The sequence below is a fragment of the Ruegeria sp. CI8 genome (genome assembly GCF_056536865.1).
This window is the reverse complement of sequence record NZ_JBQFQL010000002.1, coordinates 93,583-110,988: the sequence shown is the minus strand read 5'-3', so window position 1 is coordinate 110,988 and position 17,406 is coordinate 93,583. Positions and strand designations below refer to the sequence as shown.

Annotated in this window: 14 protein-coding genes; 2 read left to right on the top strand and 12 right to left on the bottom strand. The window is 61.7% G+C overall.

Annotated features, from left to right (window positions below; all coding sequences use genetic code 11):
* Nucleotides 1-70 precede the first annotated feature (70 nt).
* The 9 genes from ACR0DA_RS11135 to ACR0DA_RS11095 form a co-directional block, all read right to left on the bottom strand.
* Nucleotides 71-1,738 carry an ABC transporter permease gene (locus tag ACR0DA_RS11135; protein ID WP_170361188.1) on the bottom strand — a complete coding sequence of 556 codons (1,668 nt, stop codon included), beginning with the start codon at nt 1,736-1,738 and terminating at the stop codon, nt 71-73.
* 114 nt (nt 1,739-1,852) lie between these two features.
* Nucleotides 1,853-3,070 carry a phenylacetate--CoA ligase family protein gene (locus ACR0DA_RS11130; protein ID WP_170361186.1) on the bottom strand — a complete coding sequence of 406 codons (1,218 nt, stop codon included), beginning with the start codon at nt 3,068-3,070 and terminating at the stop codon, nt 1,853-1,855.
* A gap of 19 nt (nt 3,071-3,089) precedes the next feature.
* Complete coding sequence (locus ACR0DA_RS11125; protein WP_170342738.1) at nt 3,090-3,923, bottom strand: ABC transporter ATP-binding protein; 834 nt, start codon at nt 3,921-3,923, stop codon at nt 3,090-3,092.
* A gap of 83 nt (nt 3,924-4,006) precedes the next feature.
* Nucleotides 4,007-5,290, bottom strand: a complete 1,284-nt coding sequence (locus tag ACR0DA_RS11120; protein WP_170361184.1) for an ABC transporter substrate-binding protein — start codon at nt 5,288-5,290, stop codon at nt 4,007-4,009.
* A 71-nt stretch (nt 5,291-5,361) separates the two neighbouring features.
* A complete protein-coding gene (locus tag ACR0DA_RS11115) occupies nt 5,362-6,438 on the bottom strand; it encodes a branched-chain amino acid ABC transporter permease (protein ID WP_170342734.1) in 1,077 nt (358 codons plus the stop codon).
* A gap of 3 nt (nt 6,439-6,441) precedes the next feature.
* A complete protein-coding gene (locus tag ACR0DA_RS11110; RefSeq protein ID WP_170340767.1) occupies nt 6,442-6,699 on the bottom strand; it encodes a hypothetical protein in 258 nt (85 codons plus the stop codon).
* 3 nt (nt 6,700-6,702) lie between these two features.
* Nucleotides 6,703-7,689 carry a branched-chain amino acid ABC transporter permease gene (locus ACR0DA_RS11105; protein WP_170340766.1) on the bottom strand — a complete coding sequence of 329 codons (987 nt, stop codon included), beginning with the start codon at nt 7,687-7,689 and terminating at the stop codon, nt 6,703-6,705.
* A gap of 29 nt (nt 7,690-7,718) precedes the next feature.
* On the bottom strand, nt 7,719-8,540 hold the full coding sequence (locus ACR0DA_RS11100; RefSeq protein WP_093963943.1) for an ABC transporter ATP-binding protein: 822 nt from the start codon (nt 8,538-8,540) through the stop codon (nt 7,719-7,721).
* A 77-nt stretch (nt 8,541-8,617) separates the two neighbouring features.
* Nucleotides 8,618-10,561, bottom strand: a complete 1,944-nt coding sequence (locus tag ACR0DA_RS11095) for an AMP-binding protein (protein ID WP_480754401.1) — start codon at nt 10,559-10,561, stop codon at nt 8,618-8,620.
* 409 nt (nt 10,562-10,970) lie between these two features.
* Here ACR0DA_RS11095 and ACR0DA_RS11090 point away from each other — a divergent pair, with 409 nt between their 5' ends.
* Complete coding sequence (locus tag ACR0DA_RS11090; protein WP_170342728.1) at nt 10,971-11,789, top strand: bestrophin-like domain; 819 nt, start codon at nt 10,971-10,973, stop codon at nt 11,787-11,789.
* A 150-nt stretch (nt 11,790-11,939) separates the two neighbouring features.
* On the opposite strand, the gene mutT is transcribed toward ACR0DA_RS11090, so the two are convergent.
* From mutT to ACR0DA_RS11075, 3 genes are read right to left on the bottom strand one after another with little or no spacing between them, the layout of a single operon-like run.
* On the bottom strand, nt 11,940-12,338 hold the full coding sequence (gene mutT, locus ACR0DA_RS11085; RefSeq protein ID WP_005979926.1) for an 8-oxo-dGTP diphosphatase MutT: 399 nt from the start codon (nt 12,336-12,338) through the stop codon (nt 11,940-11,942).
* Nucleotides 12,339-12,393: 55 nt separating this feature from the next.
* Nucleotides 12,394-13,620 (bottom strand): bifunctional glutamate N-acetyltransferase/amino-acid acetyltransferase ArgJ, encoded by a 1,227-nt coding sequence (gene argJ, locus ACR0DA_RS11080; protein WP_480754024.1) that lies wholly within the window; start codon nt 13,618-13,620, stop codon nt 12,394-12,396.
* Between the two features lie 6 nt (nt 13,621-13,626).
* On the bottom strand, nt 13,627-14,475 hold the full coding sequence (locus tag ACR0DA_RS11075; RefSeq protein WP_170447277.1) for a peptidylprolyl isomerase: 849 nt from the start codon (nt 14,473-14,475) through the stop codon (nt 13,627-13,629).
* A gap of 176 nt (nt 14,476-14,651) precedes the next feature.
* Between ACR0DA_RS11075 and secA the strand changes: the two genes are divergently transcribed.
* The gene (secA, locus tag ACR0DA_RS11070) at nt 14,652-17,357 is read left to right on the top strand and encodes a preprotein translocase subunit SecA (RefSeq protein ID WP_480754022.1); all 2,706 of its coding nucleotides are present in this window, start codon (nt 14,652-14,654) and stop codon (nt 17,355-17,357) included.
* Nucleotides 17,358-17,406: the final 49 nt, after the last annotated feature.

Genomic DNA, 17,406 nt, shown 5'->3' with positions numbered 1-17,406 from the left:
TTCAGCCTTGCCGGAAAATGCGATCAGATCAAGCCTGTCACGACATGGTGTGGTATTTTTGAACCGCCCGTCAGGGACGGCGCCCGACCTGGCGGCAGATCAGGATGACCGGCAGCAGCCCCACGGCCAGGATCACCAGAGACGGAACGGCCGCGCCCTCCAACCGTTCGTCCGAGGCCAGCCGATAGGCCTGAACCGCGAGCGTGTCAAAGTTGAAGGGCCGCATGATCAGCGTGGCCGGCAGTTCCTTCATCACGTCCACGAACACGATCAGCAGCGCCGTCAGCAGCGAGGGCGTGAGGATCGGCAGATGCACCCGCCGCAACGTGCCCAATGGCGTCTGCCCCAGCGAGCGGGCAGCGGCATCCATGTTGGCATGCACCGTGCTCTGCCCACTTTCATAGGCACTCAGCGCGGCGGCCAAAAAGCGCACCATATAGGCCGCCACCAACAGCCAGATTGAGCCGGTGACCAGCAACCCGGTCGACACGCCGAAGGTCTGCCGCATCCAGGCATCCAGCGCGTTGTCGAACCCGGCAAAGGGCACGATCAACCCCACCGCGATCACGCCGCCCGGCACGGCATAGCCCAACCGCGCCACATAAGCCGCCATGGCCGAACCGCGCCCGGGTCTCAGCCGTTGGAAGAAACCGACGCAGACCGCGGCGCAGACGGTGATCACCGCCGCCGTTCCAGCCAGCGTCAGAGAGTTCCGAATGAACCCGAGATAGCGGACCGAAAGCAGGTTCTGCTCGGACTCCAATCCCATCTGAGTCAGCACGATCACCGGCAGCAGAAAGCCGAACAAAACCGGAATGGCGCACAAAATCCATGCCGCCACAGCCTGCCAACCGCTCAGCTGTGCAGCGGGCAATGCCGCGTGGCGTTTGCCGGGTTGGTAGTATTTGGCCTTGCCACGCTGGGTGCGCTCGGTCACGGCCATGACCAGCGCAAAGGCCAGAAGGCACAGCGCCAGCTGCGCCGCCGCCGCGCGGTCGGCCATCGAAAACCAGCTTGTGTAGATGCCGGTGGCAAAGGTCTGAACCCCGAAATAGGCTACGGTGCCGAAATCAGCGATGGTCTCCATCACTGCCAGCAGCACGCCACCGGCAATCGCGGGCCGCGCCATCGGCAGCGAGACCCGCCAAAAGGCCGACCACGGGCTGCTGCCCAGCGCCCGCGCCGCCAGAAAGGCGGTGGCACTTTGCTGCAGAAAGGCGGCGCGCGCCAACAGATAGACATAGGGGTACAACACCAGGATCAGCATCACCGCCGCGCCCTCGGTCGAGCGGATCTCGGGGAACCAATAGTCGCGCGGACCCCAGCCGGTCACCTGGCGCAGCGTGGTCTGAACGATGCCGGGATGATCGAGGATGAAGGTATAGGCATAGGCCAGCACATAGGCTGGAAAGGCCAGCGGCAGCACCAATGCCACCTCGAACAGGCGTACGCCGGGAAAACGGGTCATGGTGACCAGCCACGCGGCTCCGACCCCGATGGCGAATGTTCCCACCGAAACCAATGAGACCAGGATCAGCGTGGTGGCCGCATAGCCGGGCAGGACCGTGTCCAGCAGATGCCGGATCGTGTCAGTGCCGCCGGTGACGGCCGCCAGCACCACGGCGACCATCGGCAACAGGCAGGCCGCCGCCACCAGATAGGCCAAGGCCCCGACGAACCGGGTGCCAAGGGCCCCTCGGTTGCGCGATCCATGTTCTGAGAATTCGATCTGGGCCATGGCCTCGGGTCGGCAAAGGTTGCGGTTCCCCTTTAATCGACCAAAAAACTCGGAAACGCCAGTGGGCAGGCGCAGGATTCTGCGGCGCATTTGGCCGCAGAACCCCGGGCCGGATCAGTCGTAGACGCGCTGATCCTCGATCACCAGCCCGTCCTTGGGCAGCGAACCGGGCGGCACCACCTGAACCGTGCCCTTCAGCTTGAGCACCTCGACTACGGACTTGGCATAGGTGCCATCATCGCCGCCGGGGCTTTCGATCTGCACGGTCATCGTGTCCATCTCGCCCTGCCGGGCAGCGATGACGCGGGCCTTGACGATCTCGTCATGCTTGGCGACCAGCGCGGCCACCTGTTCGGGGCGCACGAACATGCCCTTGATCTTGGTGGTCTGGTCGGCGCGCCCCATCCAGCCCTTGATGCGCAGGTTGGTGCGGCCGCAGGGCGACTGCCCGGGCAGCACTGCAGAAAGATCACCGGTGGCAAAGCGGATCAGCGGATAGTCGGGGTTGAGGGAGGTCACCACGACCTCGCCGACCTCGCCTTCCGCCACCGGTGTTCCGGTGCCGGGGGTCACGATTTCCACGATGACATGCTCGTCGATGATCATGCCCTCCATTGCGGCGCTTTCATAGGCGATGTTGCCCAGATCGGCCGTGGCATAGCATTGCAGGCAGGAAATGCCCCGATCGGCATAGGCCTGGCGCAGGCTGGGGAACAATGCCCCGCCGCCCACGACCGCCTTCGAGAAGTTCAAAGCGACGCCCATCTCGTCGGCCTTGTCCAGGATCACCTTCAGGTAATCGGGCGTGCCGGCATAGGCAGTGCAGCCCACGTCGCGCGCGGCGGTCACCTGAAGTTCGGTCTGGCCGGTCCCCGCGGGAAGCACGGCGGCGCCCACGGCACGCGCGCCGTTTTCAAAGATCATGCCCGCGGGTGTCAGGTGATAGCCAAAGCAGTTCTGCACGATATCGCCCTGCCCCACGCCCGCCGCATGCAGGAACCGGCCCATGCGCCACCAGTCGTGATCGACTCCGCCGGGCTCATAGATAGGCCCCGGCGACTGGAACACATGGGCAAAGCCATGCGCAGGTTTGACGGTAAAGCCACCAAAGGGCGGGTGCTGTCCCTGCGCCTTGGTCAGGTCGGACTTGCGCAGAACCGGCAGCCCGGGCAGATCCGCGATGGTCTGGACCGCATCCAGATCGACATCGGCGAAATGGGCCGCGAAACCGGGCGCGGATTTCGCCCGCGCCAGCTGTTCGCGCAGACCGGCCGAGTGCTCGGCGGCGCGCTGATCGGCCGAACGGGTTTCCAGAGCGTCGTAGAATGTCATCGCCAGATCCTCCATCCGCTCACAGCCACCTTTTGCGGCGACGATATGACCGCACGTCGCGGAAGCTCTTGCGGCCTTCGTCGGACATGCCGAGGTAGAATTCCTTGACGTCCGGGTTTTCGCGCAGTTCGGCGGCAGGGCCGTCCATCACCACGCGCCCAGATTCCAGGATATATCCGTAATGGGCAAAGCGCAGCGCCACGTTGGTGTTCTGCTCGGCCAGCAGGAAGGACACGCCTTCCTGTTCGTTCAGGTCCTTCACGATGGTGAAGATCTCCTCGACCAGCTGCGGCGCAAGGCCCATCGAGGGCTCGTCCAGCAGGATCGTCTCGGGGCGGCTCATCAGCGCGCGGCCCATGGCGACCATCTGCTGTTCCCCGCCCGAGGTATAGCCTGCCTGGCTTCGGCGGCGCTCTTTCAAGCGGGGGAAATAGTTGTAGACCAGTTCAAGGTCCTGCTGGATGGCGGCCTTGCCGTCCTTGCGGGTATAGGCCCCGGTCAGCAGGTTTTCCTCGACGGTCAGATGTTCGAAACAGTGGCGGCCTTCCATCACCTGGATGACGCCCTTCTGCACCAGGTCGGCCGGATCGCTCTCGTGCACGTTCTGGCCGCGATACTTGATCGAGCCCTTGGTGACCTCGCCGCGTTCGGAATGCAGCAGGTTCGACACCGCCTTGAGCGTCGTCGTCTTGCCGGCCCCGTTGCCGCCCAGCAGCGCGGTGATCCCGCCCTTGGGCACGGTCAGGCTGACGCCCTTCAGCACGAGGATCACGTGGTTGTAGATCACCTCGATATTGTTGACCTCAAGCAGGGTTTCCGCCTGCACGTCAGTGGTTTGTGCCGCATCCAGCATCAGCGCGTGTCCTCATGCCTGCCCCATTCGGGGCTTGTCCGGTTCGGGACGGCGGTCAGCCGCCGCCCCGGTGTTCGTGCCGCTTAGTTGCAGCCCGGTTCGATGTTGTTCTCAGCCGCGTATGCGCTCGAGTCTTCCTCGATCAGCGGGCCGATCACGTCCGTATCGGTAGCCTTGAACTCCGAAATCAGAGTCCAGGTCTTGCTGTCTGCATCCCACTGGGTCACGCCCACAAGGGCATCCCCGCCGTGGTTTTCACAGCTGACCGAGAAGGTCGGACCAAAGTTCGGCAGGCCCAGTTCGGCCATCTTCGCTTCGGTCATCTCAAGTGCTTCCATACCGTCGCGCATGTCGCCCGAGGTGATGTCAGCCTTGCCCGAGATTTCCTGTGCCTTCTTGGCGGCTTCGGCGGCCAGCATCGCAGCATAGAGACCACGGTTGTACAGGACGGTACCAACCTGATCGCCGGCGCCGGCGGCCTTGCCCGCGTCGATGACGTATTTCTGCAGGTCGTCATACAGCGGATAGTCCGAGCCGACGTTGTGGAAGGTCAGCGCCTTGTAGCCATTCGCGGCCGCACCGGCGGGCATCACGTCATGTTCAGCGCCCGACCACCAGATGCCGATGAAGTTCTCCATCGGGAACCGGATGTTCGCGGCTTCCTGGATGGCCACCTGGTTCATCACGCCCCAGCCCCACATCAGGACATAGTCGGGACGATCGCGGCGGATCTGCAGCCACTGCGATTTCTGCTCCTGGCCAGGGTGATCAACCGGCAGGGCCACCAGCTCGAAGCCATGCTTCTTGGACAGCTCTTCCAGCGTGCGGATCGGCTCCTTGCCATAGGCCGAGTTGTGATAGACCAGCGCGATCTTCTTGCCGCTCAGATCACCGCCGTTTTCCTCTAGCAGATAGTTGATCGCACCCGAGGCACCGTCCCAGTAGTTGGCCGGGTAGTTGAACGTGTGGCTGAACACCTTGCCGTTCTTGGCCGAGGTGCGGCCATATCCCATGGTGTGCATCGGGATGTCGTCAGCGGTGGTTTTCGGGATCAGCTGATAGGTGATGCCGGTCGACAGCGGCTGATACACAAGCGCACCTTCGCCTTTGGTCGATTCATAGCATTCCACACCCTTCTCGGTGTTGTAGCCGGTTTCGCACTCGATGACTTTGGCCGGAACACCACCGATGCCGCCGTCCCGCTCGTTGAGCAGAGTGAAATAGTCCGCGTAGCCATCCGCGAAGGGGATGCCGCCCGCGGCGTAAGGCCCGGTGCGGTAGCTGAGCGACGGGAACACGAGGTCGGCCATTGCCGGACCTGCGGCCATCAGCGCACCCAGCGCCATTGTTGCCAGTTTCTTGTTCATCGGGTGTCTCCTCCCTTGGTTTGTCCGATGTTGGTTCGGGCTTTGCGCCCCTTTCTTGATTGGGCCGGTCCCTAGTGCGGGAAAGGCCAGAGTCTAAGTTTCTCCTTGGCGACGCGCCACAGCTGCGCCAGGCCGTGCGGTTCTAGGATCAGGAACAGGATGATCAGCCCGCCCACGATCACCAGCTGCAGATGCGCGACGATATCGGTGGGCCAGCCCAGCATGTCCGCGCCCACGACCTTGAGCACAACCGGCAACAGGACCAGGAAGGCCGCGCCGGCAAAGGATCCGAAGATCGAGCCCAACCCGCCGATGATGACCATGAACAGCACCAGGAAGGATTTCTGGATGCCGAAGGCCTCGCCCACTTCGACCGCGCCGAGGTAGATGGCGAAGAACAGCGCCCCCGACACGCCCACGAAGAACGAGCTGACGGCAAAGGCGCTGAGCTTGGCGCGCAGCGGGTTCACACCGATGATTTCCGCGGCGATATCCATGTCGCGGATCGCCATCCAGGTGCGCCCGGTGGTGCCGCGGGTCAGGTTGCGGGCGATGATCGCGCAGGCGGTCAGGAAGATCAGGCAGAACAGATAGGTCGCCCAGGCCGGCGCGTTGGGGCCGGTGATGATGATGCCGAACACGTCGCGCTCGGGCGCGTTGATCTGCCCCGAGGCCGAATAGTTGTAGAACCACGGCACCCGGTTGAACAGCCACACCAGGAAGAACTGCGCCGCCAGCGTCGCCACCGCCAGGTAGAACCCCTTGATCCGCAGGCTGGGCAGGCCGAACAGCACGCCCACGATGGCGGTGATGCCGCCGGCAAGGATCACATGGATGAACATCGACACGTCGGGAAAGGCGGTCATCAGCTTGTAGCAGGCATAGGCGCCCACGGCCATGAATCCCCCGGTACCCAGCGAAACCTGCCCGCAATACCCCACCAGGATGTTCAGCCCGATCGCCGCGATCGCATAGATCAGGAAGGGCAGCAGCAGCGCGTTGGCCCAATAGTCGTTGATGATGAACGGGATGATCCCGAACGCCACCACCAGCACCACATAATACCGATACCGGTCGAACTTGATCGGGAAAGTCTGGTTGTCGTCCCTGTAGGAGGTCTTGAAGTCTCCGGCCTCACGATAGAACATGTCTTACTTTCCCCATTGTTCCTGCGCCCGGTTGCGGGCTTCGGCGTCCAGTTGGTTGGACCGTTTGGCATATCCGCTCGCCTCTGAGGCGCGCACCAGTTTCATGTAGGCCAGAACACCCATCACCAGCCCGGCAAAGGCCAATAGCGCGGCCACGGTCAGCTGATTGGCGGTCAGATCGTTCGAGGTCAGGGCGATGTACCCAAAGGCCCAGAACCCCGCCCACGCGATCACGTTGATGATGGCGATCAGCTTGGTCATGGCCTACACCCTCTCGATGATCTTCTCGCCGAACAGGCCCTGCGGCCGGAACACAAGGAAGATCAGCGCCAGAACATAGGCAAACCAGTTCTCGGTCGCGCCACCCACCAGCGGGCCCACGGCGAACTCGAACAGCTTCTCGCCCACGCCGATGATCAGCCCGCCGACGATGGCACCGGGGATCGAGGTAAACCCGCCCAGCATCAGCACCGGCAGCGCCTTGAGCGCGATCAGCGACAGCGAGAACTGCACGCCCGATTTGGTGCCCCACATGATGCCCGCGACCAGCGCCACGAACCCGGCCACCGACCAGACCATGATCCAGATGAAGTTCAGCGAGATACCGACCGACAGCGCGGCCTGGTGGTCGTCGGCCACGGCCCGCATTGCGCGGCCCTGTTTGGTGTATTGGCTGAACGCGACCAGTGCCGCCACCAGAAGCGCCGCGATGACCGTCGCCACGATGTCCAGGTTGTCGATGAAGAAGCCGTAGCCGAAGATGTTGTAGGTGGTCTCGTCGATCCACAGGTTGATGCCCTGCGGCAGACCCACGTCCAGCGTCTTGATCTCGGATCCCCACATCAAATCGGCCACGCCTTCCAGGAAGTAGGCCAGACCGATGGTGGCCATGAACAGGATGATGGGTTCCTGCCCCACGAGGTGGCGCATGACAAAGCGCTGCACTGCCCAGGCCAGCAGGACCATTACGCCCATCGTCAGCAGAATGGCCAGCAGCGCCGGCACGTTCCAGCCGAAGTAATGAATATGCGTACCGAAGATCGCGTTGATCAGATGAGAGAACGGAACTTGCCCGTTCATGATCCCCACCAGCGTCATCGCGGCGAACAGGGCCATAACCCCTTGGGCATAATTGAAAATCCCCGACGCCTTGTAGATCAGCACAAAGCCCAGCGCGACCAGCGCATACAGCACCCCGGCCATGAGGCCGTTCAGAAAGACCTCCATCGCGAAAATCAACTGATCAGGCATCTGCGCCTCCCCTCAATTCTGTGCGGTGCTCAGTCATGGCTGACCCCCAGATAGGCGTCGATGACTTCCTGGTTGTTGCGCACCTCGTCGGGCGTGCCGTCCCCGATCTTCTTGCCGTAATCCATCACGACCACGCGGTCGCTCAGGTCCATCACCACGCCCATGTCATGCTCGATCAGGGCGATGGTCGTGCCGAATTCGTCGTTCACATCCAGGATAAAGCGGCTCATGTCCTCTTTTTCCTCGACGTTCATGCCGGCCATCGGCTCGTCCAGCAGCAGCAGCTTGGGTTCGGCGGCCAGCGCGCGGGCCAGTTCGACGCGTTTCTTCAGGCCATAGGGCAGGCGCGCCACCGGCGTCTTGCGGATGTGCTGGATTTCCAGAAAGTCGATGATCTTCTCGACCGCCTCGCGGTTTTCCACCTCTTCCGCTTCGGCCTTGCCGCGCCAGATCGCCTGCTGCAGAATGTTTGTCTTCATGAAGTTCAGGCGGCCGGTCATCACGTTGTCCAGAACGCTCATGCCTTCGAACAGGGCGATGTTCTGAAAGGTCCGGGCGATACCCTGGCGGGCCACTTCATAGGGTTTCATCTGCGGGCGTTTCGCCCCATGGAACCAGACCTCGCCTTCCTGCGGAATGTAGAAGCCGGAAATCACGTTCAGCATCGAGGACTTGCCCGCGCCGTTCGGACCGATGATCGCGCGGATCTCGCCCTGGCGGATGTCGAACGAGATGTCCTTGATCGCCACCACGCCGCCGAATCGCAGGGTGATGTTTTTCATCTCCATCACCACGCCGCCGATCTTGCGGCCATCCTCGGTGACATATCCGTCGTCGGATGCATCCAGCATCGTCTACTCCTCAAACTGCGGGTGAACGGGACGGCGGGCGGGGCGATGGCCGCAGGCCGAGCGGCGCACGACCGGCCTCATTCCGCGGCCACCTTCTGATGCGACACCGGCACGACCGGCACGTCGACGATCTGCAGCGTGGCGCTGATCGACCCCTTGCGCCCGTCTTCATAGGTCACCTCGGTCGTGGTCGAGACCGTCTCGGACCCGTCATAGAGCGCGGCGATGATGTCGGCGTATTTGTCCTCGACGAACTTGCGGCGCACCTTTCGGGTGCGGGTGATCTCGCCATCGTCGGGGTCCAGTTCTTTGTGCAGCACCACGAACCGGTGCACCTGGCAGCCCGACAGCATCTCGTCGGCGGCAACCGATTTGTTGACCTCTTCCACATGGCTGCGGATCGTCTCCAGCACCCGCGGATGGCCCGCGAGTTCCTGGTACGAGGCATAGGCGATGTTGTTGCGCTCGGCCCAGTTGCCCACCGCCGTCAGGTCGATGTTGATGAAGGCCACGCAGCGGTCGCGTCCATTGCCGAACAGCACCGCCTCCAGGATGTCGGGATAGAACTTCAGCTTGTTCTCGACATATTTCGGCGCGAACATCGAGCCGTCAGCCATCTTGCCCACGTCCTTGGCGCGGTCGATGATCCGCAGATGGCCGCTGCTTTCCTCGATGAACCCCGCGTCGCCCGTGGCTACCCAGCCCTCGGGGTCCTTGGTCGAGGCGGTGGATTCGGGGTTCTTGAAGTATTCAACGAACACGCCGGGCGAGCGATAGAAGATCTCGCCATTCTCGGCGATCTTCAGCTCGACATCGGGCGCAGGCACACCGACGGTATCGGCGCGCACCTCGCCGTCGGGCTGGACGGTGATAAACACCGTCGCCTCGGTCTGACCATAAAGCTGCTTCAGGTTGATCCCCAGCGAGCGGTAGAAATCGAAAATTTCGGGCCCGATCGCCTCGCCCGCGGTGTATCCGACACGGAAACGGCCATAGCCCAGCGTGTCTTTGAGCGGTCCGTAAACCAGCACATTTCCGATCGCGTATTTCAGGCGATCCATGAAACCGACCGGGTGGCCGTCCAGGATGCGCCCGCCGACCTTTTTGGCGTGATCCATGAAATAGCGGAACATCCGCTGCTTCATCGGGCTGGCATCCTCCATCCGGATCATCACGTTGGTCAGCTGGGTCTCAAACACGCGCGGCGGCGCGAAGAAGTAGGTCGGGCCGATCTCGCGCAGGTCGGTCATCATCGTGTCGGCGCTTTCGGGACAGTTCACGCAGAACCCGCACCAATAGGCCTGACCGACCGAAAAGATGAAATCGCCCACCCAGGCCATCGGCAGATAGGACAGGATATCCTCGCTGCGGGTCAGGTGGTCGAACTCGGCCGAGTTCTTTGCGCTTTCGATCACGTTGCGGTTCGACAGAACCACGCCCTTGGGCTTGCCCGTTGTGCCCGAGGTATAGAGCATCACGCAGGTGTCGTCATAGGTGATCTCGGCGATGCGGCGGTCCAGCTCGGCATCGAACCGGTGATGCCCGGCGCGCCCCTCGGCCATGATGTCGCTCAGCGCGTTCATCTGGCTGTGGTCGTATTTCCGCATGCCGCGCTTGTCGGTGTACAGGATGTGCTTGACCTGGTGCATGTCCTGCTGGATCTCGATAACCTTGTCGACCTGCTCCTGGTCGCCGCAGACCACGTATTTCGCGCCGCAGTGTTCCAGCACATAGGCCATCTCTTCTGCGACCGAGTCCTGATACAGCGGCACCGGCACCGCGCCCACCATCTGGGCCGCGACCATCGACCAGTAATGCGCCGGACGGTTGCGCCCGATCACGGCGATATGGTCGCCCTTTTCAACGCCAAGCTCCAGGAACCCCAGCGCCAGCGCGCGGATCTCGGCGGCCGTTTCCGCCCAGGTCCAGCACTGCCAGATCCCGAATTCCTTTTCGCGGTAGGCCGGGGCATCCCCGAACTGCGTCGTATTGCGGTGTAGCAGCGCCGGAAGGGAGTGCATCCCCTCGGCGCCCGACTGCGTCTGAGCCAATTCTATCTCTCCTCCCCATCCGGCCCCGGGTTGGGCCGGAACGACGTCGCCGGGTCAGACCCGCGCGCCGCTGCCCCGATTAAGGACAAGGAGGACGATCAGCGTCAACTTTTTCGTGATGTTTTCTCAATTCTTACGAATTGTAACAGGGATGCCGGGGTGATGTTCCGATTTGTACGTCTTGTACAAATCGGAACATCACGCTTCAAAAAAGAGCGGCGTGGGTTTGCATTCTGCTTCTACGCCGAAACGCTAAAGAGAATATGATAACGGTCGTATATGCAGAGCGTGATAAATGGCAGCTTCGAGCTCGAAGCTGACGTTTGTCCTCGGCGACCCAAAGTAGCAGTGTTTGCGATCGTACGTTTCCAATATAAAGTTGCTGGATGCTCATTCAAAAGTGGGTGTTGAGCGGCGAAAAAGTGATCGAAAGGTACGGACCTTGGCCTTTTCTAATGATCTGATACCCGTATTCTTGCTGTGTGTCGCATGCTTCACCCTCGTCACAACTTTGCTGTACCGCCTGATGTACGCCGTGATACACAACCGAATTGCCGACGAACACATCAAGATTCTTGATTGGGGCGCATTCAGAATATCAGTGATACACTCGCTGTTGCTGACACTTGGCTTTAGCGTAACTCGAGACGACTTCACCGAATTGAGATCTGTTGCCAACCAGCAGGCCATAGAAATAGAGCGAATTTATAAAGGCTTGGGTTGGTCGAGCGACCCGGAAGCTGCGATCATAAGAGCCAAAGTGGCGGAACTGGCAAACGTCTTAGTCAATGAGGAATGGCCCCTTCTCAGGAAAGGCGAGCTTTCGTTGGCAGCAGACGCGCTAATGCGTGAGATCGGTACTGGCTTGATACATCTGCGGTCAAACGCAAACGAACCGATTGCAGAAGACCTTCTTACCAGTCATCTGGTTGTGCAAGAGACCCGTGCCACTCTCAGTTTGAATGTCCTGTCTGGCCCAACCCGGCTATTCTGGACGATCGCTTCAGTCGGTTTTGTTTTTACTGCGATTTGTTTGCTAGCATACCCCTTGAGTAGTGCTTCTACGGCGGTGATGGCGATGTTTGCGGCATTGAACGGAGCAGTGCTTTTTGGAATCGTCGTTATGGGGAATCCATTCGAGCGGATTGTTAAAGTCACACCAGTTTCACTTGAAAAGGTGATCGAAAGATCATTTTGAGGGTTAGCCTGAACACACAGCTTAGATAACCGCGTAGGGCGGTTTCGTTTGTTGTTTTTGGGCGGCTCAAGCCGCTTGCCGCGAATGTCGAGTTCGTCCCGCATACAAGACATCCAGACCTATCAACTCGAACGTCCTTGGCTTTGCGCCCTACAACCAATCCCGCAAAATCGGGATCAGTGGAACATCTGCCGCCGGCATCGGATAGTTGCGCAGATCGTTCGCGCGCACCCATTTCAGCGCCTGACCTTCTTTCGACTGCGGAATGCCCTGCCATTTGCGACAGGCAAACAGCGGCATCAGCAGATGGAAATCGTCATAGCTGTGGCTGGCAAAGGTCAGCGGCGCCAGGCACGAGGCCCAGGTGTCGATGCCAAGTTCCTCGTGCAATTCGCGGATCAGGGCGGCCTCGGGGGTTTCGCCCGGCTCGATCTTGCCGCCGGGAAATTCCCACAGCCCAGCCATGGCCTTGCCCTCCGGGCGCTGCGCCAGCAACACCCGCCCATCCACGTCGATCAAGGCGACGGCAGAGACGAGAACCGTTTTCATGGTCTCAATCCCGGACGCAAAACCGGGCTCCACTTTTGCTGGAATTGCTCAGATTTCACGACCGGTAATCCGCGTTGATCTCGATATACCCGTGGGTCAGATCGCAGGTCCAGACGGTGGCCTTACCCTCGCCCAGCCCCAGATCGACGGCGATCACCAGTTCCTGGCCCTTCATGTAGGCGGCGGCGTCTTCCTCGCGGTAGGTCGGGCTGACCCAGCCATTTTCGGCCACGAGAATATCGCCGAAGGAAATGCTGAGCGTGTCGCGGTCAGCTGCCGCGCCGGATTTGCCGATCGCCATGACGACGCGGCCCCAGTTCGGGTCCTCGCCCGCGATGGCGGTCTTGACTAGCGGTGAATTGGCGATGGCCATGCCGTGCACCTTGGCATCGGCGTCCGAGGCGGCGCCGGTCACGCGGATCTCGACGAATTTGGTGGCGCCTTCGCCGTCCTTCACCACCTGATGCGCCAGATCCAGCATCACCGATTCCAACGCCCGCGCGAACTCGGCACTGCCGGTGGCCTCCACGCCCGACGCGCCGGTCGCGCACAGCAGCAGGCTGTCCGAGGTCGAGGTGTCGCTGTCCACGGTGATGCAGTTGAAAGTCCGGTCGGTCTGCTCGGACAGCATCCGTTGCAACGCCGATTGGTCGATCTTCGCATCGGTGAAGATATAGACCAGCATCGTCGCCATGTCGGGTGCGATCATACCCGACCCTTTGACAATCCCCGCAATAGAGACTGTTTTTCCGTCAATCTCGACCTGCGCACTGGCGCCTTTGGGGAAGGTGTCGGTGGTCATGATTGCCCGCGCGGCCTGTTCCAACGCGTCGGCGCGCAGGCCGGCGGTCAGTTCGTCCAGCCGGGCCACGATCCGGTCATGCGGCAGCGGCTCGCCGATCACCCCGGTGGACGAGGTGAACACGCGGTTCTCCGCCACACCGGTCGCCTGCGCCACGGCTGCGGTGATCTGCTCGACCGATGCCTGCCCGTACTGCCCTGTAAAGGCATTGGCGTTGCCCGAGTTCACCAGGATCGCCGCCGGCCCGTCGCTGGGCCCACCGATCTTGTCTTGGCAATCCAGCACCGGCGCCGCACGGGTAGCCGAGCGGGTGAACACACCAGCCACCGCGGTACCCGGATCGAGCACCGCCAGCATCACGTCGGTGCGGCCCTGATACCGCACCCCGGCGGCGACGGTGGCGAACCGCACACCGTCGATGACCGGCAGATCAGGAAAGGCCGCGGGGGCCAGCGGAGACACCTTGGTGATCTTGGCCACGCCGGGTTACTCCTGAACCAGGTCCAGCTTGCGGACCACGTCCGGGGTCAGGCCCTCGACCTCGGGGCGCTCGACGTTGCCGGCTTGGGTCAGTTCGTCGATCTTGGCCTGAATGGCCTCCTGACGAACGGACTGGGCCAGTTCATCCCGCACCGCCGCAAACTCGGGCGCTTCGGATTTGCGTTTGTCGTTCAGGACCACGACATGCCACCCGAACTGGGTCTGCACCGGGTCCGAGACCTGACCTTTTTCCAGCCCGATCACGGCCTGTTCGAATTCGGGCACCATCTGCCCCTTGCCGAACCAGCCCAGCGCGCCGCCATTGGGACCGGACGGGCCGGTGGATTTCTCCTTGGCCAGCTCGGCAAAATCGGCCCCGTCATCCAGTTGCGCCTTGATCTCTTTGGCCTCGTCCTCGGTCGCAACAAGGATGTGGCTGGCGTTGAACTCGTCCTCGCCTTGGAAGTCCGCGAACTGCGCGTCATAGGCGGCCTGGATCGCGTCGTCGGTCACCTGGGCATCGGTGATCTGGTTCACCGTCTGCACCGCCTTCAGCGAGCGCTCTTCGTTGGTCAGCATCAGAGCGTTCAGGCGGGTCAGCTCGTCCTGCTCCTGGCTGAGCAATTGTTGCTGGATCAGCTGCTCGACGATGAACTGGTACAGGACCTCGTCTTCCAACTGCTGATATTGCGGCGGCAGGCCAGCCGCGGTGGCAATCACGTGACCCAAAGTGATCTCGTCGCCGTTGACGCGCGCCACAACCGTATCGGCAGAGGGTTCGGTTTCAGCGGCGACAGGCAGGGCCATCATGGCCGCAAGAGCCAGCGATGGCAGAAAAGTGAGACCTTTGGGCATGAATTCATCCTATATTCTGGCCGCGACAGGGCGTGGCGTTGACACTCTGGAACCTGCCGCTTACATCGCTTGCAGCCTTTGACAGGACCATCTTTTCCTCCCAGCTATCTATGGGTTGCGCGCAAGGTGGGCAAGCCTGTCGCAACCAAGACAAGAAAAGATCCGCTGGAGTGAACATGCTGGGACTCGGTACGCTTGCCAAAAAGGTGTTCGGAACACCGAACGACCGCAAGATCAAGGCAACCCGCCCGCTGGTCGAAAAGATCAACGCGCTGGAGCCGGAGTTCGAAAAACTCTCGGATGACGATCTGAAAGCCAAGACCGAAGAGCTGCGCAAGCGGGCCAACGAGGGCGAGAGCCTAGATGACCTGCTGCCCGAGGCTTTCGCCAACGTTCGTGAGGGCGCCAAGCGCGCGCTGGGTCTGCGGGCCTTTGACGTGCAGCTCATGGGCGGCATCTTCCTGCATCAGGGCAATATCGCCGAGATGAAAACCGGCGAAGGCAAGACCCTGGTCGCCACCTTTCCCGCCTATCTGAACGCACTGACCGGAAAGGGCGTGCATGTCGTCACGGTCAACGAATATCTGGCAAAGCGTGACGCCGAATGGATGAGCAACGTATTCGGCGCGTTGGGTATGACCACCGGCGTGATCTGGTCGGGCCAGCCCGATGCCGAGAAAAAAGCGGCCTATGCATGTGACATCACCTATGCCACCAACAACGAGCTGGGCTTCGACTATCTGCGCGACAACATGAAGGCGGATCTGAACGAGGTCTACCAGAAGCACCACAATTTCGCGATCGTGGACGAGGTCGACTCGATTCTGATCGACGAGGCGCGCACGCCGCTGATCATCTCGGGTCCATCCCAGGACCGGTCCGATCTGTACACGGCCATTGACGGTCTGATCCCGTCCCTGCAGGACGATCACTATACGATCGACGAGAAGTCCCGCAGCGTGACCTTCACCGATGAAGGCAACGAGTTCCTTGAAGAGCAGCTGCACGCCAGTGGCCTGCTGCCCGAGGGCCAGTCGCTGTACGACCCTGAAAGCACCACGGTGGTGCACCACGTCAACCAGGGCCTGCGCGCGCACAAACTGTTCCAGCGGGACAAGGACTACATCGTGCGCGACGGCAACGTGGTTTTGATTGACGAGTTCACGGGCCGGATGATGCCGGGCCGCCGTCTGTCCGAAGGCCTGCACCAAGCGATCGAAGCCAAGGAAGGCGCGCCCATCCAGCCCGAAAACGTGACTTTGGCCAGCGTGACTTTCCAGAACTATTTCCGCCTCTATGACAAGCTGGCCGGCATGACCGGTACCGCCCTGACCGAGGCCGAGGAATTCGCCGAAATCTATGGCCTGGGCGTGGTTGAAGTGCCGACCAACAAGCCGATCGCCCGTGTCGACGAGGATGATCAGGTCTATCGCACCGCGGCCGAGAAATACGCGGCCATGATCGAAGAGATCAAGAAGGCCAACGCCAAGGGCCAGCCGGTTCTGGTGGGCACGACCTCGATCGAGAAGTCCGAGATGCTCAGCGAGATGCTGACCCAGGAAGGCATCAAGCACAATGTCCTGAACGCCCGCCAGCACGAGCAGGAGGCCCAGATTGTGGCCGAGGCCGGACGTCTGGGCGCGGTAACCATCGCCACCAACATGGCCGGCCGCGGCACCGACATCCAGCTGGGCGGCAACGTTGAAATGAGCGTCATGCAGGCGCTGGCCGAGAACCCCGAGGCCGACCCAGCCGAACTGCGCGCCCGGGAAGAGGCGCGTCATGCCGAAGAAAAGCAAAAGGTGCTGGAGGCCGGCGGTCTGTTCGTTCTGGCCTCGGAACGCCACGAAAGCCGCCGCATCGACAACCAGCTGCGCGGCCGCTCGGGCCGTCAGGGCGACCCGGGCCGCACCGTGTTCTTCCTCAGCCTGGAAGACGACCTGATGCGCATCTTCGGCTCGGAACGGCTGGACAAGGTTCTGACCACCCTGGGCATGAAAGAAGGCGAAGCGATCGTCCACCCTTGGGTGAACAAATCGCTGGAGCGCGCGCAGGCCAAGGTCGAAGGCCGCAACTTCGACATGCGCAAGAACGTTCTCAAGTTCGACGACGTGATGAACGATCAGCGCAAGGTGATCTTCAACCAGCGACGCGAAATCATGTCGACCGACGATCTGTCCGAAATCGTTTCGGACATGCGCGAACAGGTCATCGACGATCTGATCGACCAGTACATGCCGCCCAAAACCTACGCCGACCAGTGGGACACCGACGGGCTGCACGCGGCCCTCAAGGAAAAGCTGAACATTGATGTTCCGGTGCAGGAGTGGGCAGCCGAGGATGGGGTCGATGACGACGTGGTTCGCGAGCGCCTGATCAAGGCCACCGACGAGATGATGGCCCAGAAGGCCGCCGCCTTCGGCCCCGAGAACATGCGCAACATCGAAAAGCAGGTGCTGCTGCAGACCATCGACAGCAAGTGGCGCGAGCACTTGCTGACCCTGGAACATCTGCGCTCGGTCGTGGGCTTCCGCGGCTACGCCCAGCGCGATCCGCTGAACGAATACAAGACCGAAAGCTTCCAGCTGTTCGAGAACATGCTCGACAGCCTGCGCGAAACGGTTACCCAGCAACTGGCCCGCGTCCGCCCGCTGACCGAAGAAGAGCAGCGCGAGATGCTGGCACAGATGCAGGCGCAGCAGGCCCAGATCAAGAAAGCCGCCGAACAGGCCGAAGCGGTGGCCGAGGCGCAGGCCTCGGGCGATGCGCGGCCCGGCTTTGTCGAGGACGACCCGTCAACCTGGGGTAATCCGTCGCGCAACGATCCCTGCCCCTGCGGGTCCGGCAAGAAGTTCAAGCACTGCCATGGTCGGCTTGCCTGATCCGGTCAGATTCCCGACATAATGAGTCCGCGTCGCGGCCACATATTGG